The sequence below is a fragment of the Ruegeria sp. HKCCA6707 genome (assembly GCF_013033515.1).
In the GTDB taxonomy this organism is placed as follows: Bacteria; Pseudomonadota; Alphaproteobacteria; order Rhodobacterales; family Rhodobacteraceae; genus Ruegeria.
This window is the reverse complement of sequence record NZ_WQEG01000003.1, coordinates 456,249-478,097: the sequence shown is the minus strand read 5'-3', so window position 1 is coordinate 478,097 and position 21,849 is coordinate 456,249. Positions and strand designations below refer to the sequence as shown.

The following is a 21,849-nucleotide window of genomic DNA, read 5'->3' as shown; positions in this document are numbered from 1 at the left end:
TGAAATGCGCTGCAACCGGACATTCGAGCAACTGCGGTGAAGGTCCGGAAGATCCGCGGAGCGGTCGCTCGTGGTATTCAGGCGAATGACCGCTTCGAGCCTAAAGGCGACCACGATGATCGCTGGCAGAGCCATAAGGCTTGTCGCAAGTACCATGGCGTATTGAGATGCGGTACAGGGCGCGACCGCAGTTTTAAGGAAATTACGACCTAATAATTGAATCTGAGTCCAATCCCGGCGCCTTGGTCATAGGGGCGATCAGCACCAATTCCGATCAGCACGTCTGCATAGAGCGCCACTCCAGGGCTCAGGTTCTTTCCGAACTGGAATTCTGCGGTCGCGGGCCAGGCGTCATTCTCCCAATCATAGGGCGCTTTAATATCTGCTTTGATCCAATACCCTTCACCAAATGGCTGAAGTGCAATTAGGCGCATCGCGGTTTGGCTGACATCAGTTGGTCCATTGTAAGATGCAAAGTGCTGGACCAGAGGGATCAGAGTCAGCCCAGTATTAGTGTTTGCAAATGCGAACCCACCAAATGGGGCTATCTGATCCGACCCGGTGCCGATGCCTTCGTCGGGGTCACCAAAATCGAGGATCCACTCCAAACCAAGTGCGGACTTCACGCTCCAGGTGTCATCCAAGGGTTTCTGTGAGGGAAAGTAGATCAGCTTGAAGCTTGTCTTTTCGAACCCTTTGAACCTTTCGCCAGTAGCATTCGTTGAATTGTAGTGGAGCTCGTATTTTAGTTTCAGATCGGGGCGTAACATGTATGCACCATCGACAAAGGTATCCCGACGGTCTGCATCCCCTCCAAGATCAAAGTACTGATATCGAATGTCGGTGTTGTCAACCGCAGCCAATGGATTTGACGCGTTTTCCTCAGCTTCGGAAGCAGAGCCTACCACGAGCAATGCACAGATCAGTGGAACAAGACAATGTAAGTTGCGTGACATCATACACCTGAGAGAAGTTGGAGGGTCAGGTGAGACGGCGACAGGTTCTCGCCGCCGTCTACCTTCATCATTGCCAGCTGGAGAAGATTTCTCGGGTCAACTCGCTTTCGGGACGAAGGTTCTCAATACCTTCATACGGCACACCCTTGCCCAGCGGCAGATGCGGGTGCTTTGCAATGGTTTTCTGATGGCGCTTGACCATGTCTTGGAATGATGCACCGGACCACAATGAATATCCGACAAGCGGATGTGCTTCACGTGGGTCGCGATAGACATTGAAAACGGGGGCCGCAGCTCCGGGCTGACCGGGGGCTGGCAAATGCATTTTGAACTCTTGCTTCACGACTGAACGCAACACGGGCCCTTCATACACATAGACGTAGTCGCGACGCGAGTTACCTTCACCTTCAAGTAACAGCGCCGTCTGGTCAATGCCGTCGATCACGCGGTCGCGAGGGATGCGGTCAGTTGCGCCTGCGATCCGCGCGAACGTGGTGAACAGGTCAGATACATGTACGATGTCACCTGCCGCACTGCCTGGCTCAATTGCGCCGGGCCAGCGGATGAACGCGTCAGTTCGCACTCCGCCTTCAAGGTGCTGCGTCTTGCCGCCGCGATAAATCAACTGGTTCAGACCGGACGTTCCTTCGTAGTGATACATCAAGCCATTGTCAGCCATGATCATGACGACGGTGTTGTCTGCCTTGCCAGTTTCATCTAGCTTTGCCAGAACCTCGCCTATCCAGCCGTCCAAAACCTGCAACTTGTCGGCATGGAAGCCACCATTGCGGGAAACAGCCTGATCCGGATAAGCAAAATTCAGCGGATAAAGTGGCCAATATTGCATGAAGAATGGATCATTCTGCGAGGTGAGGCGGTCTAGCTGTTCCAGTGCCTGACGCTGATAGCGCAGGTTCATTTCTTCGTATTTGGCTTGTGTCCATTCTTCGCCCGGCGCCATGTCTACTTCGCGAGCTGGGCCACCTGCTTCCCCTTCAACGCCGGTTACTAGACCGTAGGGCTTGAATCGCTCATCCAACTGGAATTGGTTGGACTGTCCGGACGGATGGAAGCCAAGCATATTGTTGGCAACCATCGCGTCGCGTGTCATCAGGCTGAGTTGAACCTGCTGATGCAAGGGGAATGCCGCCCAGTCAAAACCCTGATTATGCGGATAGGCCTGCTCAATATCGCCCTGATGCCATTTCCCAACGTGCGCGGTGTTGTAACCTTGTTCCTTTAGAATTTCGGCAATCGTGACTTCCTGGGCCGCAAGACCTTCGCCAACCAACGCAACTTTGACCTCCTCCACACCGGCACGTACCGGATGGCGACCGGTCAACATTGCCGTTCGTGTCGGTGTGCAAGATGGCTCGGTGTACATTCTCATCAAAGACATACCTTCGGTGGCAAAGTCGTTGATGTTGGGCGTGTCGAAACCTGTGACATAGTTCATTGTCCGGTTACCCATCTGACCGAAGCTCACATCGTCAATCAGAATATAGAGGAAATTAGGCGGTTGCCCCCCATTCGCGCCACGGATCTCGGCAAGTCGAGCATCTATCTCCATATCCTGTGCGTCCCATTGCTCCCCAAACTGTGCGCGGAGATACTCGAACTCACCATCGTGGATGATAGGCGTTTCCTGAGCAAAGCTCGCGCCAGCCATCAATACTATGGCCGCGACTTGTTTTGAGACTGATTTCATCGGTATCCCTTCCTCTTTTGAACTACGTCTTCCCGGCCCGCCGCAGTGACCGGGCAATTTCGTCCCGAAGACCATCCAAAGTTTCGCGGATGTCGCAGGCAAACTGGTACGACTTACTTCCAGGCTCAGCGCTCAAAGAGAGGTGCTCGTCACTGAGAAGCTGATAGTCTCGGCAAATTTCATCGAAAACCGTGTCCTCCCGCCTTAGGTCCGCTATCGCGGCCTCCTGATTGGGAAATAGATTATCAACAGCGTTACACTTCATTTAGACAGCTCATTCGATGGAGCAGCATGTTTCCAACGCGAACAACGAATTCACTTTTCACAATAGGTTTATCGGGGCATAATACGGTGTAACGATGGATGTAACTCTCTGAAAAAATGGTATTATCCGGCAGATCATCCCCAGCGGCAGAAGATCAGGAAAAGCCCGACGCCAAGGATGTGCGGGCAGCGCTTCAGCGGCTTGTGAACTCCACGACCTTCGAAGGGTCACTGCGACTACAGGACTTTCTCGTGTATGTAGTTGAGGAAACTCTCAACGGAAGGGCAGATCAAATTCGCGCCAAGACAATTGCAATGGATGTCTATGGTGGCTCAGTGGACGAGATAGAGCGCCGCGAGAATGTCGTGCGGGTGGACGCTGGTCGCTTGCGCCGCAAGCTTGCCGAGTATTACGCCGCGGACGGGCTTGACGAAAAGACGGTGTTTGAGCTGCCAAAGGGTGGTTACGCACCTCGAATTTCAAAAAGCGGCTCCGAAACCGCTCAGCCCGAGTTCTCAAAGCTGGAAATCAGTGCGCGCGCATGGGCTCGGCCAGGTGTTGGGGTTGTGGGGATTATCATTCTAGGCTGTTTTGCGGTTGCCTATCGTGTGAACTCGACGAAGCAGGATGTGCCGGCTGATTTGTCGGTAGATGGGCTAAGCCGTGATGAGCGTGGCGCGATTTTTGATGCATCCCCAATGCGACTGCAGGCTGTCAATCTGGCAAATACTGGTCGCGATCTGATCTTTCCCGCCTTGGAACCTGCGCGCCTTGAAGCGGCGTTGACCATTTTCAAAGGCGCAATTGAAAACGACGACAGCTATTTCGGCGGCCATGCAGGTGCGGCCCAAGTAGCTGCAACTATCGCGGTGCTGACACCTGATGCCGACCTCGGCAAAGAAATGTTGAACTACGCCAACGTGCAGGCCAACAGGGCCATTGAGTTGGCCCCGGAAACAGGTTGGAGCCAGTCCGCAATGGCCTGGGTCAAGTTTGCCACGGGAAACTGGCCTGAGGCCATGGAATTTGCGCAAAGAGCGCAGCGTTTGGCACCGCACGACGTTCATGTTTTGGAGTTCGTGTCGCTTGTCCTGCTCTATTCCGGTTCATTTGAACAAGTTGTGGAAATTAGCGAGGAAGCACTCTCAAAAATCGAGCTAGAGCGAGGCTATGTGTTTCAGAACGCGATGGGATCTGCAAAGTTCCATATGAAGGACTATGAAGGTGCCGTGTCGGCCTTTGAGAGAGCAACAGAAAAAGGCGGCCCTGTCGGACCTGTATCCGTTGCTTACCTCATGGCGTCACATCAGATGCTGGGGAATAAGGTGGAAGCTAAGACGCTATCGGAACAACTGTCACGCGAGTGGCCTGACAGTCGCGTGGATGCGCTGTTTGAGAGGCTTTTTGCAAATCCGCAATACGGGAAAGACCTTGGCGACGCTATGAGACAGGCCAATTGGAAACCACCAAGTTAAGAGCATACTCTAGAAGTGCGCCAGCCAGGGATTCTATCATTTTCACTGGGACCGAATTATTCGCAAATCTACCATGTCCGTTGCTTTCGCATTCCTGTCAGTCTGACATCGTCGGGTCTAGCGTCGACGCATGCGGCAATTACTTATAAAAATGCTGGTATGATCCAACAATCGGCGCAGCCGCTAATACGGGTTGCGGCAGACGAAAATTCGATTGACCGCGTCAAAATGATAGTTGCGCGTTGCAAGCAGCTTCCAAGAACCCGAAACTGTCTGAGCTTGGCTCTGTTCGGTCATTTGCAGGTTTTTTGTGAGATTCAGCTTTGCGGACTTTCCGGACTCGTGCAGCCGCAGTGAGTGCGATCGGTGAAGTAAGCTAGTGGTATTCGCGCCTGCGGCGACGCGAGTTCGCCAGCGCAGCGATTTTCCCCTGACGGGTCATTGGCGGGCGCCTTCAACCGCCGGATCCGTTGCCGTCATTCGCTGCGCCGGTGTGGAACTGGGAAGATGCGGACGAAGCTGGCTCCCATGCTGAAGCCCTCATCAGGGTCCACCAGTTTATTATCAATCGAAATTAGACTATCATGTCATGATTGGCAGGCAATTCCAGAGGCACCCGTAGCGTTCACGGGTGTTTCTCCTGCTCGCCCACGAGGATTTGCACATGATCGCGATGCCTCAAGAACGAAAACTCACGACCATACTGTCGGCAGATGTCGTCGGTTACAGCGCGATGATGAATCGTGATGAGAGCGGGACGCTCGCATCGTTGAAGGAACTGCGCCGGAATCTCATCGAACCCAAAATTGAACAATACCACGGACGAACCATAAAACTCATGGGCGATGGAACGCTTATGGAGTTTTCAAGCGTTTTCGACGCGGTCTGCTTTGCGGTGGATATTCAGCACAAGGTAGACGAATTCAATGCAAGCCGGGACGAGGAACCGATCCTGTACAGGATCGGCATCAATGTCGGCGACATTATCGTAGATGAAGAAGACATTTACGGAGACGGAGTGAATATTGCTGCCAGGCTTGAGGCCCTGTCCGATCCGGGTGGCATCTGCCTTTCGGGTTCCGTGATGGAGCACATCGCCGGAAAACTCGATCTCGACATTACACCGCTTGGTGAACGACTGGTCAAGAATATCCCGACTCCAATTCTTATCTACAAAGTCGAGCGAAACGCGAAAGCGGCCAGCCTCTCGACGCCGATGCTGGAAGTGCAATCGCCACCCTCCAAGCGCCAGTTCACCCCTTGGATCGCGGCAGTCATTTTGGCCGTGCTATTCCTCACAGGTCTTGCCGTTTGGCAGCCTTGGAAACCCGAATTCTCCCGCGCGTCCGTTGACCGGATGGCCCTACCATTGCCAGACAAGCCGTCGCTTGTCGTTCTCCCATTCGAAGATTTCAGCGACAGCAAAGAAAACGAGTATTTTGCCGACGGAATGACAGAAGATCTCATCACCGATCTCTCCAAGATATCAGGTATCTTCGTCATCTCGCGCAATTCAAGTTGGACCTACAAGGACAAGGCCGTCAGGTCGCAGCAAGTAGCCGAGGAACTGGGCGTGCAGTACATACTAGAAGGCAGTGTCAGGCGGGCAGGAGATCAGGTCCGCGTGAACGCGCAGCTCATCGACGCGCTCGGGGGGCATCATATTTGGGCCGATCGTTATGACAGCCAGATTGAAGATGTCTTTGCCTTGCAGGACCAGGTTCTTCGGGAAATTACCACCGCTCTTGCCGTTCAGCTGACGGCGATTGAAGAAGGTGGATTGGAACGCGCGGAAACAGAGTCTCCGCTGGCATATGACGCTGTGCTGCGTGGCCTCGACCTTTTGCGACGTGACAACGAAGACGCTACCGCGGAAGCGATCTCTGCTTTCGAGAATGCGATTGAACTCGATCCCGACTACTCGCGAGCCTATGCAGGGCTGGCTGCGGCGCACTGGCGTATCGTTCAAAGTGTTTGGTTCCTTGCCGCCGGAGGCGGCTTCGAACGCTCTTGGAGAGAGGTCCTGAAAAACATCGATAAAGCGATGGAGGCTCCCTCTGCGCTTGCCTATTCGCTAAAAGCGCAGATTCTCGTTGAACAAGGGCGTCACTCCGAGGCGTTTGACGAGTTGGACAAGGCGCTCGCTCTGTCACCGAGCGATCCGGATATACATGTTGCAAAGGCAAAAGTACTGAACGCCACCGGTCGGGCCGCCGAAGCGGAGGTTGCGCTGCGTTACGCGGTCCGATTTGACCCCTTGCAGACCACGCGCTACCTGCGTGAGTTGGGCGTCGCGCAACTTCATCAAAGGAAATACCGGGAAGCGGTAAGCACGATGCGGCGTGTCATTGCAAGGGAAAACGACAGTGCGCCGGATATCATGACCCTTGTTTCCGCTCTCGGCCATCTGAACGAAACAGATGAAGTGCCCGCCTTGATCGAAAAATACAACGAGATCGCGGTCCCTTCTTTTTATGACCCATTCACTGCACAGGAGAGTCTTCTGTGGTGGTACGGAGACATGTTTGGATACGACCCCGAATACAGGCAGCACCTTTTTGAGGGGTTGGTCAAAGCAGGGGTTCCGGAAGGTGCAGGGAGTGATCTGAAATGGTCGACGGTACGCGAACTCGTTTCTCAATCAGAGGGGCTCTATTCGGTCGAAGATGTTCGCATGATCTCAACAGAGGAAGCGCATGAACTTTGGAGGAATAACGCCGCGGTTTTCGTGGACGTTCGTGCCGAACTCGACTTCGATGCCGGTCATATCCCTGGCGCACACTTCCTGTCGTTGATGGTCGGACTTTCACGCGAAGCGTTGATGGAAATCGCGTCAAAAGACGACACGCTGATCTTCAGCTGCCATGGACCACACTGCCCTTATTCTGCATATGCCGCAGCTAAGGCGCAGCTTTGGGGCTTCGAGGAGCCCCGCTACTATCCCGGTGGGTTCCCCGCATGGCAGGAAGCGGGTTTGCCCACAGAAACCACTGAAAGTCAGCAATAACGACATTCATATGAAGGGTGAATGTCTTGTTTGGGTTCAGAGCCCGAATTAGCGGCGTCCGGCGTGATCGTCGCCTACCGATGGGCGAATGTCTCCGGATCGACAGAGACGGCTAAAGATCAAGAACTTCGCGCTCTTGACGAACGGCAGGTTTCATGCGGCCCGAACTCAGCGACCTGTCGCGGTGGCATTGAGCGGCTCAGAGCCCATAGCGACCGATGCTACGGTCGCCTTCAACGTCGGCGATGCGCAGAATGCGTTCATGGCGTATCTGCTGAGAATTCGGCATTCCGGGTATTGAGAGCGGCTATTGTCGTATCTCGAAGACCTTGAGCTGAAGGAGAGACAGCCATGAATAATTATGTTGGCTTAGATGTGTCCCTGACCAATTGCCCAGATTGTGTGTTGCAAGAGGATGGCACGCGCGGTTTTGAGGGTGAGTGTTCGACTGACCCGGACGCGATCAGCGAGACGATTTATCTATATGCTGTCTGCGTTGAACGGTTCTTGCATGAGCCTGTGCCGCTCTCAATTTGGCTCTCACGCGAGTGCGATCGCCCAGCTGTGACGGTGGTATATACTGAGCCCGAAGAGGGAATTTCGCGGCAGTGGCACGGTTTGCGGATTGAGTTACTCTCCGTAACTAGAGAGCGTTCTATGACCCGCCATTTTGGAATGGATCAAAGGCCGATGATGCATTAACAATCAAACGGGGGCAGCCAGATGAGGCTGCTCATGATATATTTGCTGGCAGTTGGGTTTCGGGTTGCGGCTTTAGCTCCGTTTCATCCGTTGGCGCTACAAGACTCTGACTACGCAATCTTTCGTGCTTCGGCGAAATCGCGGGCATTACGGTGCCGGTGCTTGTTTTTGTATGGCTTGCATTTGCCTGGTTCATGAGTGGAACCCTCGCGGCGGTGCTCTCCACAGCTTATGGCCAAGCACTTGTTATCAAGGCAATGCTCTTTTTCGGGTTACTGAGCCTTGCTACCTTTAACAAACTGAATTCGTCCCCGCGTTAGAATATGGTGGCTCAGACGCGGCGTCTAAGTTGCGCCGTTCAATCAAGATTGAGGGCTTTGTTGCCCTCTTGATACTTATTACGACAGCAACATGTTCTTCTGTAACGACTCCGCCTGTGAACCTTTATGAAGAGTAGACTTATGACATCGCTTTCACGTCGCTTATTTGTAACTGGTCTATCTGCGGTCGGAGCAGTTCCCTTGCTACCAATAAACAGCCATGCCAACGGAACTCAGTCGGTACTTCGAGCAACGACATCAACAGCGCAACTCACCCCTGAAGGGTATCCGCGAACGGATGTTTGGGCCTATGCCCAACAAGGTGCCGGATCAGTTCCAGGTCCTGCGATAAGGGTTAAGGCCGGCGAGCGGGTGTCGCGCACGTTGCTGAACGAACTGCCACAGCCTACAGCTGTACACTGGCACGGCATCCGTATCGACAATGCAATGGATGGTGCGGCTCCGCTCACCCAAGCACCTGTGCCAACTGGAGGCGAGTTCGATTACGATTTTGTCTGCCCCGACCCCGGAACATACTGGTATCACTCCCACAACCGGAGCCGAGAGCAGGTGGCACGCGGACTTGCAGGTCCATTGATCGTGGAAGACACCGAGCCCTGGCTGGGCCTGTCCGGCGCGGCAACTCGCGAATTGATCCTCGTGCTAGATGACTGGTTACTCAACGAAGATGGATCGATTGTAGAGGATAGATGGGACGATCTTCATGCAGCGGCTCATGCAGGACGGATGGGCAATACAGGGACAGTAAATGGACAGTCATACCCGGAGTTTGCGCTTCGCCCCGGGGAGCGTGTGCGCCTGAGGATGATCAACTTCGCAACCGACCGGATCATGCCAATTCGCCTGCCTGACCTATCCCCGACCCTGATCGCGCTGGACGGTCATCCCGTTGCACCGCGTAGCCTGGAAGTCTTGGAACTGGCGCCAGCGCAGCGGGCCGACATAGTCGTTGACGCACCGGCGACCTCTCCAGAAACGACCAGTCTCCTGGTCGACATTGGAAGAGGAAATCAAGTGGAGTTTGCCTCGTTCCGTATGGAGGGCAAACCGGTACAGCCCTCGGAAGAAAATGTCCGACCATTACCACCGTGGAAAACACTGCCAGAGGTTGATTTAGCATCTGCGCAAAACCAACCGCTGCTAATGAACGGTGGTGCCATGCGGGGTATTGATGAAGCCATTTATCAAGGCGAGACGATGGATTTCCGCGAACTGACATCTCGCGGCATGGCATGGGCATTCAATGGGGTCGCCCATGGTATGGAGGAACCATTGTTTGTGGCAAGGCTTGGTAGAACCGTGCGCATGGAGTTGGTCAATCGCTCAGCGTTCCCACACGGCATACATATCCACGGACATCATTTTACTGTTCTGTCACGCAACGGTGTTTCTGCCCCTTACAAAGACGTACGGGACACCGTTCTCATCCTTGCTGATGAAACTGTCGAGCTGGCTTTCGTCGCGGATAATCCTGGCAAATGGATGATCCACTGTCATATGTTGTCACATCAGGCGACTGGGATGATGGGTTGGTTCGAAGTCGCTTAGTCATATGAACCCCAGGTCCGCAAAGCAGATGCTCACGAGTACTTTGCGAATGACCGCACCGAGCCCAAAGCAGCCTTCAGACCAACCGTCGCCAACGCCTGCTATACTACTCTGCATTGTCGAAGGTCATCCGAAAAACCTCAACTGGTTCGCGGATAAGCATGAACACTATGGTGGCGCATGACTGATATTGAGGTTACATCCCGTGATCAGCTGTGGGAGTGGTCGAGCACGCATTTTACCCAACGAGATAGCGTCCGCCTGATCACGTGGAAGTCGGCACATCCGCAGAAATATGTCAGTCGGGGAGAGGTGCTGGATGCGCTGATCGCGCATGGTTGGATTGATGGAAGACGATTTATGATCGATGAAGACCGGACGGCGCAACTGATCAGCCCGCGAAAACAGCAAGCTTGGTCCCAAAGCTACAAGGACAGAGCAGAGCGCCTTAGGCAAGCAGGCTTATCGGCAGCGCTCCCAAATACCGATGCGATTTCATACAACTTCAGGCTCACATGAACTCTAGCTGGACCGCAAATAGTGCGGTTTAAAGATGTGTTTGGGGGTACGATTGGGGGTACGTTAGAAAACGTAGATAGTAATTATATTTATATACAAATATTTAGATTTTAATTGGGAAGACGTGTGGGGGCGCCATTTTCCCATATTTCAAAGTGCAGTGACATCCATCTAAGCCATGTAGGTCTTGTCAGCAGAACTTTGCTTGAGCGGGGCAGGGTGCTCTCGTAGCCTTCGCGTATGATTAAACAATCGCCATTCAAGTATTTCAAAACCAGCCCCGAGATCATCCGCCTTGCGGTGATGTTGCACCTCCGCTTCCCGCTGTCGCTTCGGATGTCGAAGATCTGTTGCACGAGCGAGGCATCGGCGCGAGCCACGAAACTGTCCAAATTTGGTGGAACAGGTTAGGGCCGATGTTTGTTGCTGAAATCAGACGGAAGCGTGCGCGCATTCTCGAAATGGAAGTGGCACGTGGACGAGGTTTTCGTGAAGCTGAATGGCAAGCGGCATTATCTTTGGCGGGCTGTTGATCAGGAAGGCGAGGAACTGGAAGCCGTTGTCACCAAACGCCGAAACAAAGCTGCGGCAGTGAAATTCCTCAAGAAATTGATGACGCGGCACGGTTGCGCCGAGGAGGTCGTCACAGATAGCTTCGCTTCCTATGAGGCTGCGCTCAGAGAAATGGGCGCGCTTGCAAAACAACAGACGGGCAGGTGGCTTACCAACCGCGTTGAGAATTCGCACCTCCCGTTTCGACGACGCGAACGCGCGATGCAGCGTTTCAGGCGCATGCGAAGTTTACAGAAATTCGCATCCGTTCATTCCTCGGTCTACAACCAGTTCAACCGGGAAGGATCGCTAACCGAGACGCCTTCAAGCAGAGACGCAGCGCTGCTCTTGCCGAGTGGCGTCAACTTTGGTCCGGATAGGTTCGCGGTTTCTACGGTACACTGAGACTGGTTCGAATTCGTCTGACAGCACCCTGTCAGGTGCTTGCCGAAGTCTGCCGTTTCTTTTCCGGCCAGAACTCATCCACCACGACATAGGCAACGATCACGAAGATCGCGGCACTGGCGACTTGCAGAACGCGCGTGATGCTTTTGACGTCGGCCTCATCCGAAAACGGAGAAATCGATCCACCATAGACGATCAGCACCGTTGTCAGGGCCGAGCCGGCCGCCGCGGCGAGCGAAGCTTGAGATTTTCCGAGCGCCCCAAGCGTTATACAGACGAAAAAGCAAAGCAGAACGGGTGTCAGAATAATAGGGGCGATGACGTTGATTTCGTAACAAAGGATGGATACTGCCGCACCAAGCAGGTTTGCCGTTAGCATTGCCTTTGCCACGGTTTTGCCCGCCGCAGGCATCGCCGCCAACTGCTGGCTGAGAAGCGCAACAAAGAACAGAACCAGCAACGCCGACGCGCCGGACACAAAAAATACCAAAGCAAATGGAACCGTGACAAGCGACATTCTGACGATCCGGCGATACGGATCAAAGTCTGGTGGGGACGCAGCTTTTTTCTCGGTCGCTGTCTGAGGTGCGGCTGGTATCACCACAAACATCAGTGTCGAAACAAAGCCTGCAAACAGCAGGTTCAGTGGGATCCAGAATACAAGCACCAAGGCCAGATCTTGCGATTGAAGCGCAAGGTTGGGGATCATCAATGCCCCCATCAGAGCGATGACCCCCGGTAAAACACCTGCGCCGGAAATCGACCAAATGAACGACAAGATAATCCCCATGGCCACCAGAATGAGGAAAACCAGCGGATAAGGCGCGAAGGTCGATGACAGTAGGAAAGAAATGAACATCAACCCAATTGAGAACACAAACAACTTCGCGAAGGCAGCCAATGGCAGTGCGGCTGGGGCCTGAAGAAACAGGGCCGTGAACACGGCCCCGACAATGGACAAAGGCCACCCCAGAAACAGGCCCAGTGCGAAGACGCTGGTTACACCTAGCGCTAGTCTGTGTACTGCGCGCCGATCTTCAGTACGCATAGGACAGGATCGAAACCACGCGAATGTAGGCGCGGCCCACCGCGTTCAGCAGAGAGCTGTCGCTAAGGTACATGATCACGTCGGCTTGCCCGTTGAGCTGAAAGCGCAGGTCATCCTCAGCGCTTCCGGCCTCGTAGCCCGGCAGCACGATACGTACCGGAAAGCGCTCGGGTTCGCGAAGAAACCCCTTGGTGCTTGGTGGGCTGGCCAACTGTCCGGGTGTGTCGCCACCGCTTAGGGAAACGGCTGCGCTGAAGCTTTCGATGACGCCTGGGACAATTTTGCCGGGATGCATGTCCAGCACCACATCCACGGGAGATCCAACCGACGCCCGGCCCAGGTTGTTTTCGGTGAAATACGCCTCGATCCAGATATCCGTCGCATCCAGGAAGGTCAGCAGGTCCTGCCCGGACCGGGCATAGGTTCCGGGTGCTATCAGCAGGTTAGAGATCACGCCTGTCGCCGGGGCGCGCAGTTCTGTCCATTCAAGGTTAAGCTCTGCATCCGCCAACGCGGCCAACGCGCGCTGAATCTTGGGGTTTTCAATTCCTTCGTCACCCAACCGCTGCTTGGCCTTTTCCAGATCTGCTACGGCGTTTTCAAAATTCGCCTCGGATTCGGCCAGTTGACCTCGCGCATCGTCTGCTTTTGAGACGGCAATCAATCCTTTCTTTTCAAGTGCAAAAACGCGTTCTGTTTGGATGCGCATGGTGTCCAGATCACTCTGCGCCCTTGCCAGTTTGGCCTGAGCGGCGCTTACTTCTGCCGACGAGGCGCCAACCTCTTGGGTTGCTGCTTCCAGGTCAGCTTCGGCTTTGTCGCGATCAATTTCGTACGGTCTTGGGTCGATACGAACCAGAAGATCACCGGCCGAGACGACCTGACCATTTTCGACCAAAACCTCGATCACAGTTCCGGTGACTTGCGGGACGATCTGGGTTGCCACGGCCTTGACCCTGGCATTTCCGGTAAATGGCGTTTTTCGATCAGCAACCAGATACCAGACGAGAAGAATCATTATGACGGCTAGGGTCGTCCATATCGTCTTCCTCATTGCGCCGCTCCGTCCGCAGCGTCATGACCGTCCGGCGTGGCATCGATCCAAACCTTGAACAGCTCGTAAAAAACGGCAAACAGAACCGGTCCCATGAAAATGCCGATCAGTCCATAAGCCATCATACCGCCGAGAACACCGATCAGGATCACCAGCATAGGCGTTTCTAGGCCCTTTGAGATGAAGACGGGCCGCAGGAAGCTGTCCATTATCGTTGTGGGAATGGCGAGAATGGTGAACGCCAAAGCCGCGCCGCCTGACATAGAACTCCACGCGTAGATGATAACTGGCAAAAGAACCAATCCCGGCCCGATCTGGATGATCGAGAGGATCAGGCAGATAAACGCCAGAGTCGCAGCGGATGAAATCCCGAACAGCGACAGCAAAATCCAGACAACCACGGCCTGAATGGCAGCAACACCGATGACACCCTTGGTCACATTCCGGATCGTCGCACCCGCCAGCGTCACGAACTCGCCACCTCGCGGCGCGAATACCCGGTTGGCAAAGCGTTGAAGGCCTTGAACCAAATTCGGGCCGGGGCTGAACATGCCACCCATGATCAACACCGAAAGGGCAAGGCCCAACAGTCCGATTCCGATGCCCAGTACCTTTCCGAACAGCGACTTGGTGATCTCAAGAATCTGCGCCCCGTATTTTGCGAGCGCACCATCCAGATTCCGTTCAAACAACCCCCAGACTTCTGCAATTCTTTCTCCGATCAGGGGCAAGTCCTTGATGCTGTCCGGGGCAGGTGGAATTTTCAATTCGCCGCTGTCAGCCTGTTCGGCAAACTCGGACCCAAGTTCAGCAGCCCCCGACACCGCAGTGGCAACCGGCCCCAAGGTCAGCACAAGACCCAGCAAAACCAGTATCGTTGCGGCCAGCGACTTTCGTCCGCCCAGCTTGGACTGCAGCCAATCGAATACCGGGTAAAGCGCTACACAAAGGATTGTGGCCCAAATCACCACGCTCGCCAACGGGGCGACCATTACCAACGCGCTGTAAAGAAATACCCCGAGAAAGAGCAAACGTATCGCAAGGTCGACGATCTTGGCGTCCTGTGTCTTTTCCATTCCATCCCTCCGTTACTTTGGCAACAATACACTCAAAAAACCCAATATGAATATCTTTTGTGAAATCCGGGCTTTGGTCGTCGTTAGGGCCCTTGCGTCGCCTTGGATGGAGATCTGCCTAATCATCTAGAACCCGACCGTCAGGCGATCTTGCAGCACTTGAGTTTTTTGGCGTTTTTGTCGGTGACTATTCGTCGTCCTGAGATAGGATTGTGTTTGCGATTGTGGTCGCCGCGGCCACAAAGATGCCCAGTCCTACGATGATGTAGACCATCGTAAAGATCTTCCCCGCCGCAGTCTGAGGGGAAAAATCACCGAAACCTACGGTCGAGATTGTCACGACAGAAAAGTAGATGGAATCTAACCAACTCCAGCCTTCAACATAGTGATAGAAAACAGATGCCCAGAGGACCATTCCAAGTGTGAAAGCAAGCAGGCTTTTGACCCGGCCGTCCCGCAAGGCGGCACCTATTCCCCGTGTAATTCTTGTCAGTGAGTTCATTGGTCCCTCATATATTTGAATTATCATATATCATTAATTTTATGGTATGAGAAACCGGCACTTGCTGCCTGCCAGAACCGTTAGAAAGATCGTGCATAGAATGACTTTTCGTTATCGAAATGTCCCGATAGGGCAGGTGTTACCGATATTTGGTGCGAGGCTGCCCGGCATGACGACATCGCAGGTGTTTATGCGGACTGAAGTTGTTTCCTGTTTGATCAAGTCACTGGAAATTGGCAGCTTAACCTTCAGGCGCGCGCAGTGCTCAGAGCATCAGCAGAGCCGCGTATTGAAGTGTCGCACGTGGAATTGGCCTGGCCACACAGTGCTTCGAAACCAAAGGAGTAGAACGTGCGTTTGATATTCAACGGCATTTTGATTTGCTGCGCGATCGCGTTTGTTGCTGTTTTGGCGGCTTGGCTGTTCCTGTCCTCGGCGTTGTTTTCTTCGCTTAGGACCGGTTTCGTTGAAAACCTGATCTCCAAGAAACTTGGTCAGGACGTTTTGATTGAGGACGAAGTGCGTTTGGGCTTTGGTCGGCAACTGCAGGTCTCGGCAGCGGGGCTGGTGCTTCCCGGATCGTCTGGGGTAGACGCGAATCTGGCAGCCATCGACGCGATTGAGTTCCAAATCTCGGCCCGCGATATTTGGAACAGCAAGCTGTCGCTCAGCAACCTTTCCATATCGGGTGTTCACCTGAATCTGATCACCGACAAAGACGGAAACGCGAACTGGCAGTCGCTTTCCATGGCGGAAACCCAAAGGTCTGGGAATTCTCAGGACCCTTCTGTCGGTGGAATTTTGGCGGATCGTCGAATTGACCTGACGGACGTCACTGTTCGTTACCAGAACGACCTGAACGGACTTGATCTGGATCTGCAACTCGAGGACCTGGTGCTGGCGCGTGACGAGGGAACGAAGACGGCATCGGCGGTTGGGACAGGATCGTTAAACGGTGAAACATTTGACCTGAATGGGACATTCCCTGCAAAAAACCCGTTTCAGATGGCAATGGATTTCGAGCAGATATCGATTGCGGCTGAACAGATCCCCCAAGAGAACGGGTTACAGGTCAAGGCGACTGTGGAGGTTGCAGAACTCGGACAGCTACTGGACGCACTGAAACTTAACCGTGTGTTGGAAGGGGCGGGTAGTGTCGCGGCAACCTTCAAATTGGCTGATGGCGTCGCCCGGATTGATGATCTGAGCGTGTGGGCTGAATTGGACGGCGGGCAAAGCCTTTCGCTGACGGGCCAAATCGGAGAGTTGGGGAACCCCGCAGATGTGTCGCTGACGACCCGCATTCGGCTTTACCCCGAAGATGCGGAACCGGCCCCTGCGGCATCTCGCTATGATCTCAAGCTAATTGCGGTTGACATGGTCATGGACAGCGTGCCGGGGCAGGTGCCTCAGCGGCAAATGGTTATCAAAACCAACGGTTTTACCTTGGAAACCGCTGGTGAAGGGCCGCCGCCGATCAAATTTTCGGAACTTTTCAGAACGGCCGACGGTAATTTGCGGGTCGGAAACATAAACCTGCGCATCGGGAACCCGGCTGATCCATTTATCATTCTGAATGGATCAGTTGATAACGCGCTGCAATTGCAAGGCGTATCAGCCGAAGGCCAGATGGATATTCCCGCGAGCAGCTTGATTTCGCCCGAACTCATCGGGCCAGACGATCAGCTGGGTCGGTTTTCGGGTGACTTTCATTTGAACGGGAACATCAATCAACTTTCGCTGACCAACCTTGATGGCAAGACGAGCGAAACGGATGTCTGGTCCCTTGAGGTGCACGGCACGGTCAAGAATGTCCTCAAATTCGAAAACCTGGATCTGGCAATCGATGTCGACGTTCCGTCCGGTGCAGACCTGTTGGCCGCATTGTCGCTGGACCCGGTTGAAACGGGGCGGGCGCGCTTTGGGATCGATTTGGTGAGCGAAGGCACCGATTGGAACGCAAACGCCAGTGTCGAACTCGCCGAGTCCGTACTGCGCATAGAGGCCGATCTTGATGATGCGACAAGCGATCCAGTGCTGCGGGGCACTATTGAAAGTGACCTGATTAAGATCGATCAACTTCGTGACATCGTTCAGGCCGCGGCGCAACTGAGAAAACTCGGCGGCTCAGCGGAGGATGTCGAAGACGCCAGTGGCGAAGCAGATGAACCCGGCGCATTGAGGGATGTGACGCTGAAACCCATCGGACGTTCCATTCTTCTGTCGGGTATTGATATGGATGTTGATATTGACCTTCGGCATATCGAAGGCGCCAAAGGTATCAGCAGCTTGCAGAGTGAACTGACACTCAACAAAGAGGAATTGCGCGCAGGTCCGCTGGCATTTGAATATGGTGGGGCCCAGTTTGATTTGAGCGGGCAGATAGATCTCTCTGATGAGGCGCATCTGCTGACCCTATCCGGCAAGGCCGGTGGTTGGCAGTTGGACGACATCCTTCACAACCTGAACTTCAAAAAGGGTGCAAGTGGCACAATCTATGTGGATTTTTCGGTGACCGGAGGAACCGATTCCGCCAAACACTTTGCCAGTACCATGAGCGGCAGTGCCACGGTTTCTATGCGCGACGGGTCAATCGAGACCCAGTTGTTGGATCTGGCGGGGCTGGGCGTTTTGCCCTGGGTTTTCTCCAAGGAAAAGCAGAAGGTTGCGCCAATCGTATGTATGCGCGCCCCCCTTAGCATTTCCAACGGCACCATTACGACCAAGCAAACCACGTTGGAAACGGATCAGGTGCAAGTCGTCGTCTTCGGCGGTGTTAACATTGCCGACAAGGCCCTGGACCTGAACCTGCAACCGCGCAAAATCGGCGAGCCGCTTTCGCGCAGCCCGTGGCCGGTCACGTTAAAAGGCCCGCTGACCAAGCCGAACGTCAAGGTAAAGGACGGGCCAAAACGGCTCAAACGATCGGACGGTGCGGATCAAATGCCGACACAGCGGAAGCAGTGCATCCCAGATATCCTGCAATTGAAGTAGCGGTGCGGTCGGACCATCAGTAGGGCGAGGACAATCGCATAGGGCGCGTCAGATGCTCAAACCGCTGTGTCGCTGATCAGGCGCATCCCGAGGTGGGCCGGCGGCGTTCCGACAGCGCAACCTCCACGTGCGGGATCCCTGACCAAATAAGACATCGCTGCCAAGTGCTCTCCACCCACGAAGAACGCCGGGCAACGATCAGGAGCGGTGCCACCATCCAGTCCATCGTAGCATTCCGTTGTCCATTCCCAGACGCTGCCGTCGAGATCGATGACGCCTTCGGGGGATGCAGAAAAGCTGCCTTGAGGCTTGAGCGCTCGTGGGGCTAGGCCTTCAACGAGATAGCTGGATGCCCAGGTTAACGACGGGTCCGTAAAGATAGGATCGGGTTTCTCGGGAAGAACCGCGGCGGCCATCGAGTTCCATTCTTCAGCTGTCGGCAGCCGGAAATCGTGGCGGCTTCTTTTGTTGATCCAAGAGACATACTGCTGAACGTCCACATAGCTCAGCCCGGTTGCCGGTGTTGTAGCAGGGTCCTGGTCAGGTCGTGCGCGCAAGGTCAGCTCACAGGCACCTTCGTCCGCGCATCTGTTCCATTCGGTTACGGTGACTTCATACTTTTGCACGTAGACCGAACGCCCATCCGGCAAATTGACGGCCCGCTCGGCCATCGCGGGCAAAAAGGCTGGATCCGGGCCGCGCTGCATGAGCGCGACCCAGACGATGCTTGCCGCCGCAAGACCCAAGATGGCGAAACGAAGGGACGTCTTACCAAGTCTTGCTTCTGAGTTTGCGGCGACCGACATCGGTCCTCCTCCTCTCTTAGGTCTCGAAACTGCGCGGAGCGACAACCTGCTCCATCAGCGCATTGTCCCACTGACCTTCGACCACCACGTGAGCGGTCGCCCCGAGCATCACGCCCTCGATGAGGTTGTGGTTCACGTAGGCATAAACACCCGGTTGTTCGAAGGTGTACATCGCCGCGACCGCACTGCCACCCCGCACGAACCAGGTTTCCATGTCCTGCAAAGGCGGGTCAGTGAACGAGCTTTCCCAGACATAGTTGCCGTGCCCGCCGATCAGGTGTGGACGGGAGTCGCGGTTCGCCTGGTTGTGAACCATCAGCACGGTCTCGCCGACCTTCGCTTTGATCGCGCCTTCTCCGGTCAGAGCGCCCACGGCACCGTTGAACACCGAATGGGTCGGGATCAGACCGCGCATCACCTCAAGACTGTCGGCATAGTCTTCGCCTGCCGCCTCATAGGTGCGATAGTCGCCGTTTTCGTCCTTGGGCAGGTAATAATCCTGCTCACCGAAGTACGCGATGCTGTCATAGCGCAGCGGATTGCCTTCTTTGTCCTTCAGGCCATCGCGCGGCAGCACCATGATCGCGCCGTTCATACCGTGCGTGACGTGGTAGGGGATCATGTCACCACCGGGTGCGCAGTGATAGGTGAAGCAACCCGGTTTCGTCGCCTTCCAGCGGAGCACGCATTCCTCGCCGGGATAGACATGAGTCAGGCCACCGCCCCCCAAAGCGCCGGTTGATGCGTGGAAGTCGATATTGTGCTCCATCATGCTCGACGCGGGGTTGCGCAGGGTGAGTTCGACCATGTCACCTTCGTGAACAATGATCAGCGGGCCCGGCACAGAGCCGTTGTAGGTCAGCGCCCAGATGCTTGCGCCGTTGTCCTCGTCGACGACCATCAGCCGCTCTTCGGTCTCCATGGTGATCTCAATGATCTTAGGCCCCCCGGTCGCGACCTGCTCGTGTACCGGAGCGAAAGGTGGGGGTACGAGTTCTTGCTTCACCCGGGTGTAGCCTGACAAATCAGCAGGTTTGGCATCTGACGCGGCCTCTTCCTTGCCCGCAGCGTTGTAGATTTTGGCCGATGCGGCGTTGATGCCGTGCAGCTTGGGTGCCCGAGGTGCAGCCATTGCACCGGCTCCCGTCATGGCAGCGGCACCGGCGAGCATACTGCCGCGCAAGACATTGCGGCGGCTTGTCTTGATGAGGCCGGGATTGATGAATTTGGTCATGGGTCCCTCCATTTGGGTTGTTTCTGAAGGCGGACGTTAGATCCGCCGAGCCGTTAATTTGTTGCGAGATTGGCGAGCTGTGCTTCGAAGCGCTCTTTGGCTTTCGGTGGAACCCGACCTTCGAAAAAGTCGTCAGGCACCTCGACGTCACCAACGGCGATGCTCATCACCATGCCCATGGCGTAGTGCGGTTTGCAGATCACGCCGTAGACGCCTTCGGTGTTCAACGTGACCTCTATCTCTTCGTTGATTTTGCCTTTGAAGACGTCTGCGCCATCCGGAAGCATGCCTTTGTTTACTTCGGCGTTGTGGCCCTTATCAGCCGCGATGAACTTGATCGTGTCGCCGGGTTGCGCCTGGATGAAGGCAGGTTCAAAGACCATCCGTTCCCCATCCGCGCCCTTGTTGAGCATCTGAACTTCGAAGGTTTCGGCAAAAGCTGCGCCCCCCATCAGGGCGGCAAAAGCGAGACCGGATACAACAGTGCGAAGCATTTTCGTTTTCCTTTCCGTTCGCGTTGTTCGTTGAGGACAAGGTTAAGATTTTCGACGAAGAGAACTTTGCGCTGGCGCAAATTCAAATTCGATCGCGCTGCAGGTGGCTCTGAACCGATAAGCGATGGAATTTACGGTAGATATTGTGGCATGACTTTGTGCATGACCGATTTGTCACATCGCAAGACCCTGCCGTGGCTCGATGAAAGCCTGCTGACGCATCTGCCGCCCTTCTCCAAACTGGAGAAGCGCGAGATCCGCACGATTCTCGATCAGGCGACGTCACGCAGATACGACGAAGGCGTCGCGATTTTTGACGAGGGCGCACCCGCCGAACGCTTCTTCATGTTACTTGATGGATATGTGCGGGTGGTGCGGGTCACTCCAACGGGAGAGCAAGTGACGGCTTTGCACATTCCCACTGGGCAGCTGTTGGGAATTGCAAAGGCGATTGGGCGAGAGATCTACCCGGCAACAGCACTGACCGCGACCGAGTCGATCGTGCTCAGTTGGCCTACCCGGCTTTGGGATACATTTGTTGCAGACTATGATGGGTTTGCTACGGAAACATACAAAACTGTTGGTGATCGCATGGGCGAAATCCAAAATCGCGTTGTGGAGATGGCAACACAGCAAGTCGAGCAGAGGGTCGCGAATGCACTGCTGCGGCTAATCAACCAGACGGGTCGAAAAGTATCGGACGGGATCGAGATTGATTTTCCAATCACGCGGCAGGACCTGTCGGAACTCACCGCAACCACGCTTCATACCGCCAGCCGCCTCCTCAGCGCTTGGGAAAAACAAGGGCTGGTGCAAAGCAAGCGCAAACGCATCAAGGTACTGGACCCACACGCGCTTGTCGTGATTTCCCAGCCCAAGAGTGATTTATAGACCCGCAGCCTCCATCAACTCCGCGATAAACGTGTCTTCTTCCAGACCGTACTCCGCGCAGGCATCAACAATCGTGTGGAAGGGGCTGATGAGGCACCCGACACAAAGCATCTTGTGCCTGTTGAAAACGGCAATTGTCTGTGGCCAACTCGATATCAAATCTGACAGCGGCAGGTCGGGATCATTGAGTTTGATCATTCCCATGTGTCTCTCCTGATGACCCAAGACTAGACACCCAAACAGGCGAAACGTTGTGCTGGCGCAAACTTTGA

17 protein-coding genes and 1 pseudogene are annotated in these 21,849 nt (G+C 54.7%); 8 read left to right on the top strand and 10 right to left on the bottom strand.

Annotated features, from left to right (window positions below):
- Window positions 1-209: 209 nt before the first annotated feature.
- Window positions 210-956 (bottom strand): hypothetical protein, encoded by a 747-nt coding sequence (locus GOW40_RS10850; RefSeq protein WP_217352277.1) that lies wholly within the window; start codon window positions 954-956, stop codon window positions 210-212.
- A gap of 67 nt (window positions 957-1,023) precedes the next feature.
- Window positions 1,024-2,664 (bottom strand): sulfatase-like hydrolase/transferase, encoded by a 1,641-nt coding sequence (locus tag GOW40_RS10845; RefSeq protein ID WP_171130353.1) that lies wholly within the window; start codon window positions 2,662-2,664, stop codon window positions 1,024-1,026.
- 381 nt (window positions 2,665-3,045) lie between these two features.
- Here GOW40_RS10845 and GOW40_RS10840 point away from each other — a divergent pair, with 381 nt between their 5' ends.
- From GOW40_RS10840 to GOW40_RS10815, 6 genes and pseudogenes are all read left to right on the top strand, one after another.
- Window positions 3,046-4,404 carry a tetratricopeptide repeat protein gene (locus tag GOW40_RS10840; protein WP_171230962.1) on the top strand — a complete coding sequence of 453 codons (1,359 nt, stop codon included), beginning with the start codon at window positions 3,046-3,048 and terminating at the stop codon, window positions 4,402-4,404.
- 664 nt (window positions 4,405-5,068) lie between these two features.
- Entirely contained in the window at window positions 5,069-7,411 is a 2,343-nt protein-coding gene (locus GOW40_RS10835; RefSeq protein WP_171130349.1) for a tetratricopeptide repeat protein, read from the top strand.
- A gap of 351 nt (window positions 7,412-7,762) precedes the next feature.
- Entirely contained in the window at window positions 7,763-8,113 is a 351-nt protein-coding gene (locus GOW40_RS10830; protein WP_171230961.1) for a hypothetical protein, read from the top strand.
- Window positions 8,114-8,574: 461 nt separating this feature from the next.
- Entirely contained in the window at window positions 8,575-10,002 is a 1,428-nt protein-coding gene (locus tag GOW40_RS10825) for a multicopper oxidase family protein (protein ID WP_171130345.1), read from the top strand.
- A gap of 180 nt (window positions 10,003-10,182) precedes the next feature.
- Window positions 10,183-10,521, top strand: a complete 339-nt coding sequence (locus GOW40_RS10820) for a YdeI family protein (RefSeq protein WP_171130343.1) — start codon at window positions 10,183-10,185, stop codon at window positions 10,519-10,521.
- Between the two features lie 240 nt (window positions 10,522-10,761).
- Window positions 10,762-11,453, top strand: a pseudogene (locus GOW40_RS10815) (IS6 family transposase).
- A 56-nt stretch (window positions 11,454-11,509) separates the two neighbouring features.
- Here the strand turns inward: GOW40_RS10815 and GOW40_RS10810 are convergent.
- The 4 genes from GOW40_RS10810 to GOW40_RS10795 form a co-directional block, all read right to left on the bottom strand.
- Complete coding sequence (locus GOW40_RS10810) at window positions 11,510-12,526, bottom strand: DUF2955 domain-containing protein (RefSeq protein WP_171130341.1); 1,017 nt, start codon at window positions 12,524-12,526, stop codon at window positions 11,510-11,512.
- Entirely contained in the window at window positions 12,516-13,580 is a 1,065-nt protein-coding gene (locus tag GOW40_RS10805) for an HlyD family secretion protein (RefSeq protein WP_171130339.1), read from the bottom strand. The genes GOW40_RS10810 and GOW40_RS10805 overlap by 11 nt, the downstream gene beginning before the upstream one ends.
- On the bottom strand, window positions 13,577-14,656 hold the full coding sequence (locus GOW40_RS10800) for an AI-2E family transporter (RefSeq protein ID WP_171130337.1): 1,080 nt from the start codon (window positions 14,654-14,656) through the stop codon (window positions 13,577-13,579). Before GOW40_RS10800 ends, GOW40_RS10805 begins: the two co-directional genes overlap by 4 nt.
- Window positions 14,657-14,843: 187 nt before the next feature.
- Entirely contained in the window at window positions 14,844-15,158 is a 315-nt protein-coding gene (locus GOW40_RS10795; protein ID WP_254430597.1) for a potassium channel family protein, read from the bottom strand.
- A gap of 351 nt (window positions 15,159-15,509) precedes the next feature.
- Between GOW40_RS10795 and GOW40_RS10790 the strand changes: the two genes are divergently transcribed.
- The gene (locus tag GOW40_RS10790) at window positions 15,510-18,152 is read left to right on the top strand and encodes an AsmA-like C-terminal region-containing protein (protein ID WP_171130335.1); all 2,643 of its coding nucleotides are present in this window, start codon (window positions 15,510-15,512) and stop codon (window positions 18,150-18,152) included.
- A 56-nt stretch (window positions 18,153-18,208) separates the two neighbouring features.
- Here GOW40_RS10790 and GOW40_RS10785 read toward each other — a convergent pair whose 3' ends face one another.
- The 3 genes from GOW40_RS10785 to GOW40_RS10775 are packed head-to-tail and all read right to left on the bottom strand — an operon-like array spanning window position 18,209 to window position 20,686.
- A complete protein-coding gene (locus GOW40_RS10785) occupies window positions 18,209-18,958 on the bottom strand; it encodes an SUMF1/EgtB/PvdO family nonheme iron enzyme (RefSeq protein ID WP_171130333.1) in 750 nt (249 codons plus the stop codon).
- A gap of 16 nt (window positions 18,959-18,974) precedes the next feature.
- On the bottom strand, window positions 18,975-20,192 hold the full coding sequence (gene nirK, locus GOW40_RS10780) for a copper-containing nitrite reductase (protein ID WP_171136407.1): 1,218 nt from the start codon (window positions 20,190-20,192) through the stop codon (window positions 18,975-18,977).
- A gap of 53 nt (window positions 20,193-20,245) precedes the next feature.
- Entirely contained in the window at window positions 20,246-20,686 is a 441-nt protein-coding gene (locus tag GOW40_RS10775; RefSeq protein ID WP_171136408.1) for a pseudoazurin, read from the bottom strand.
- 162 nt (window positions 20,687-20,848) lie between these two features.
- On the opposite strand from GOW40_RS10775, the gene GOW40_RS10770 reads away from it, so the two are divergent.
- Window positions 20,849-21,577, top strand: coding sequence for a Crp/Fnr family transcriptional regulator (locus GOW40_RS10770; protein WP_171230960.1), 729 nt, complete (start codon window positions 20,849-20,851; stop codon window positions 21,575-21,577).
- Here GOW40_RS10770 and GOW40_RS10765 read toward each other — a convergent pair.
- Complete coding sequence (locus GOW40_RS10765) at window positions 21,572-21,781, bottom strand: DUF1858 domain-containing protein (RefSeq protein WP_171130326.1); 210 nt, start codon at window positions 21,779-21,781, stop codon at window positions 21,572-21,574. The two genes, GOW40_RS10770 and GOW40_RS10765, sit on opposite strands and share 6 nt — an antisense overlap.
- Between the last annotated feature and the right edge of the window lie 68 nt (window positions 21,782-21,849).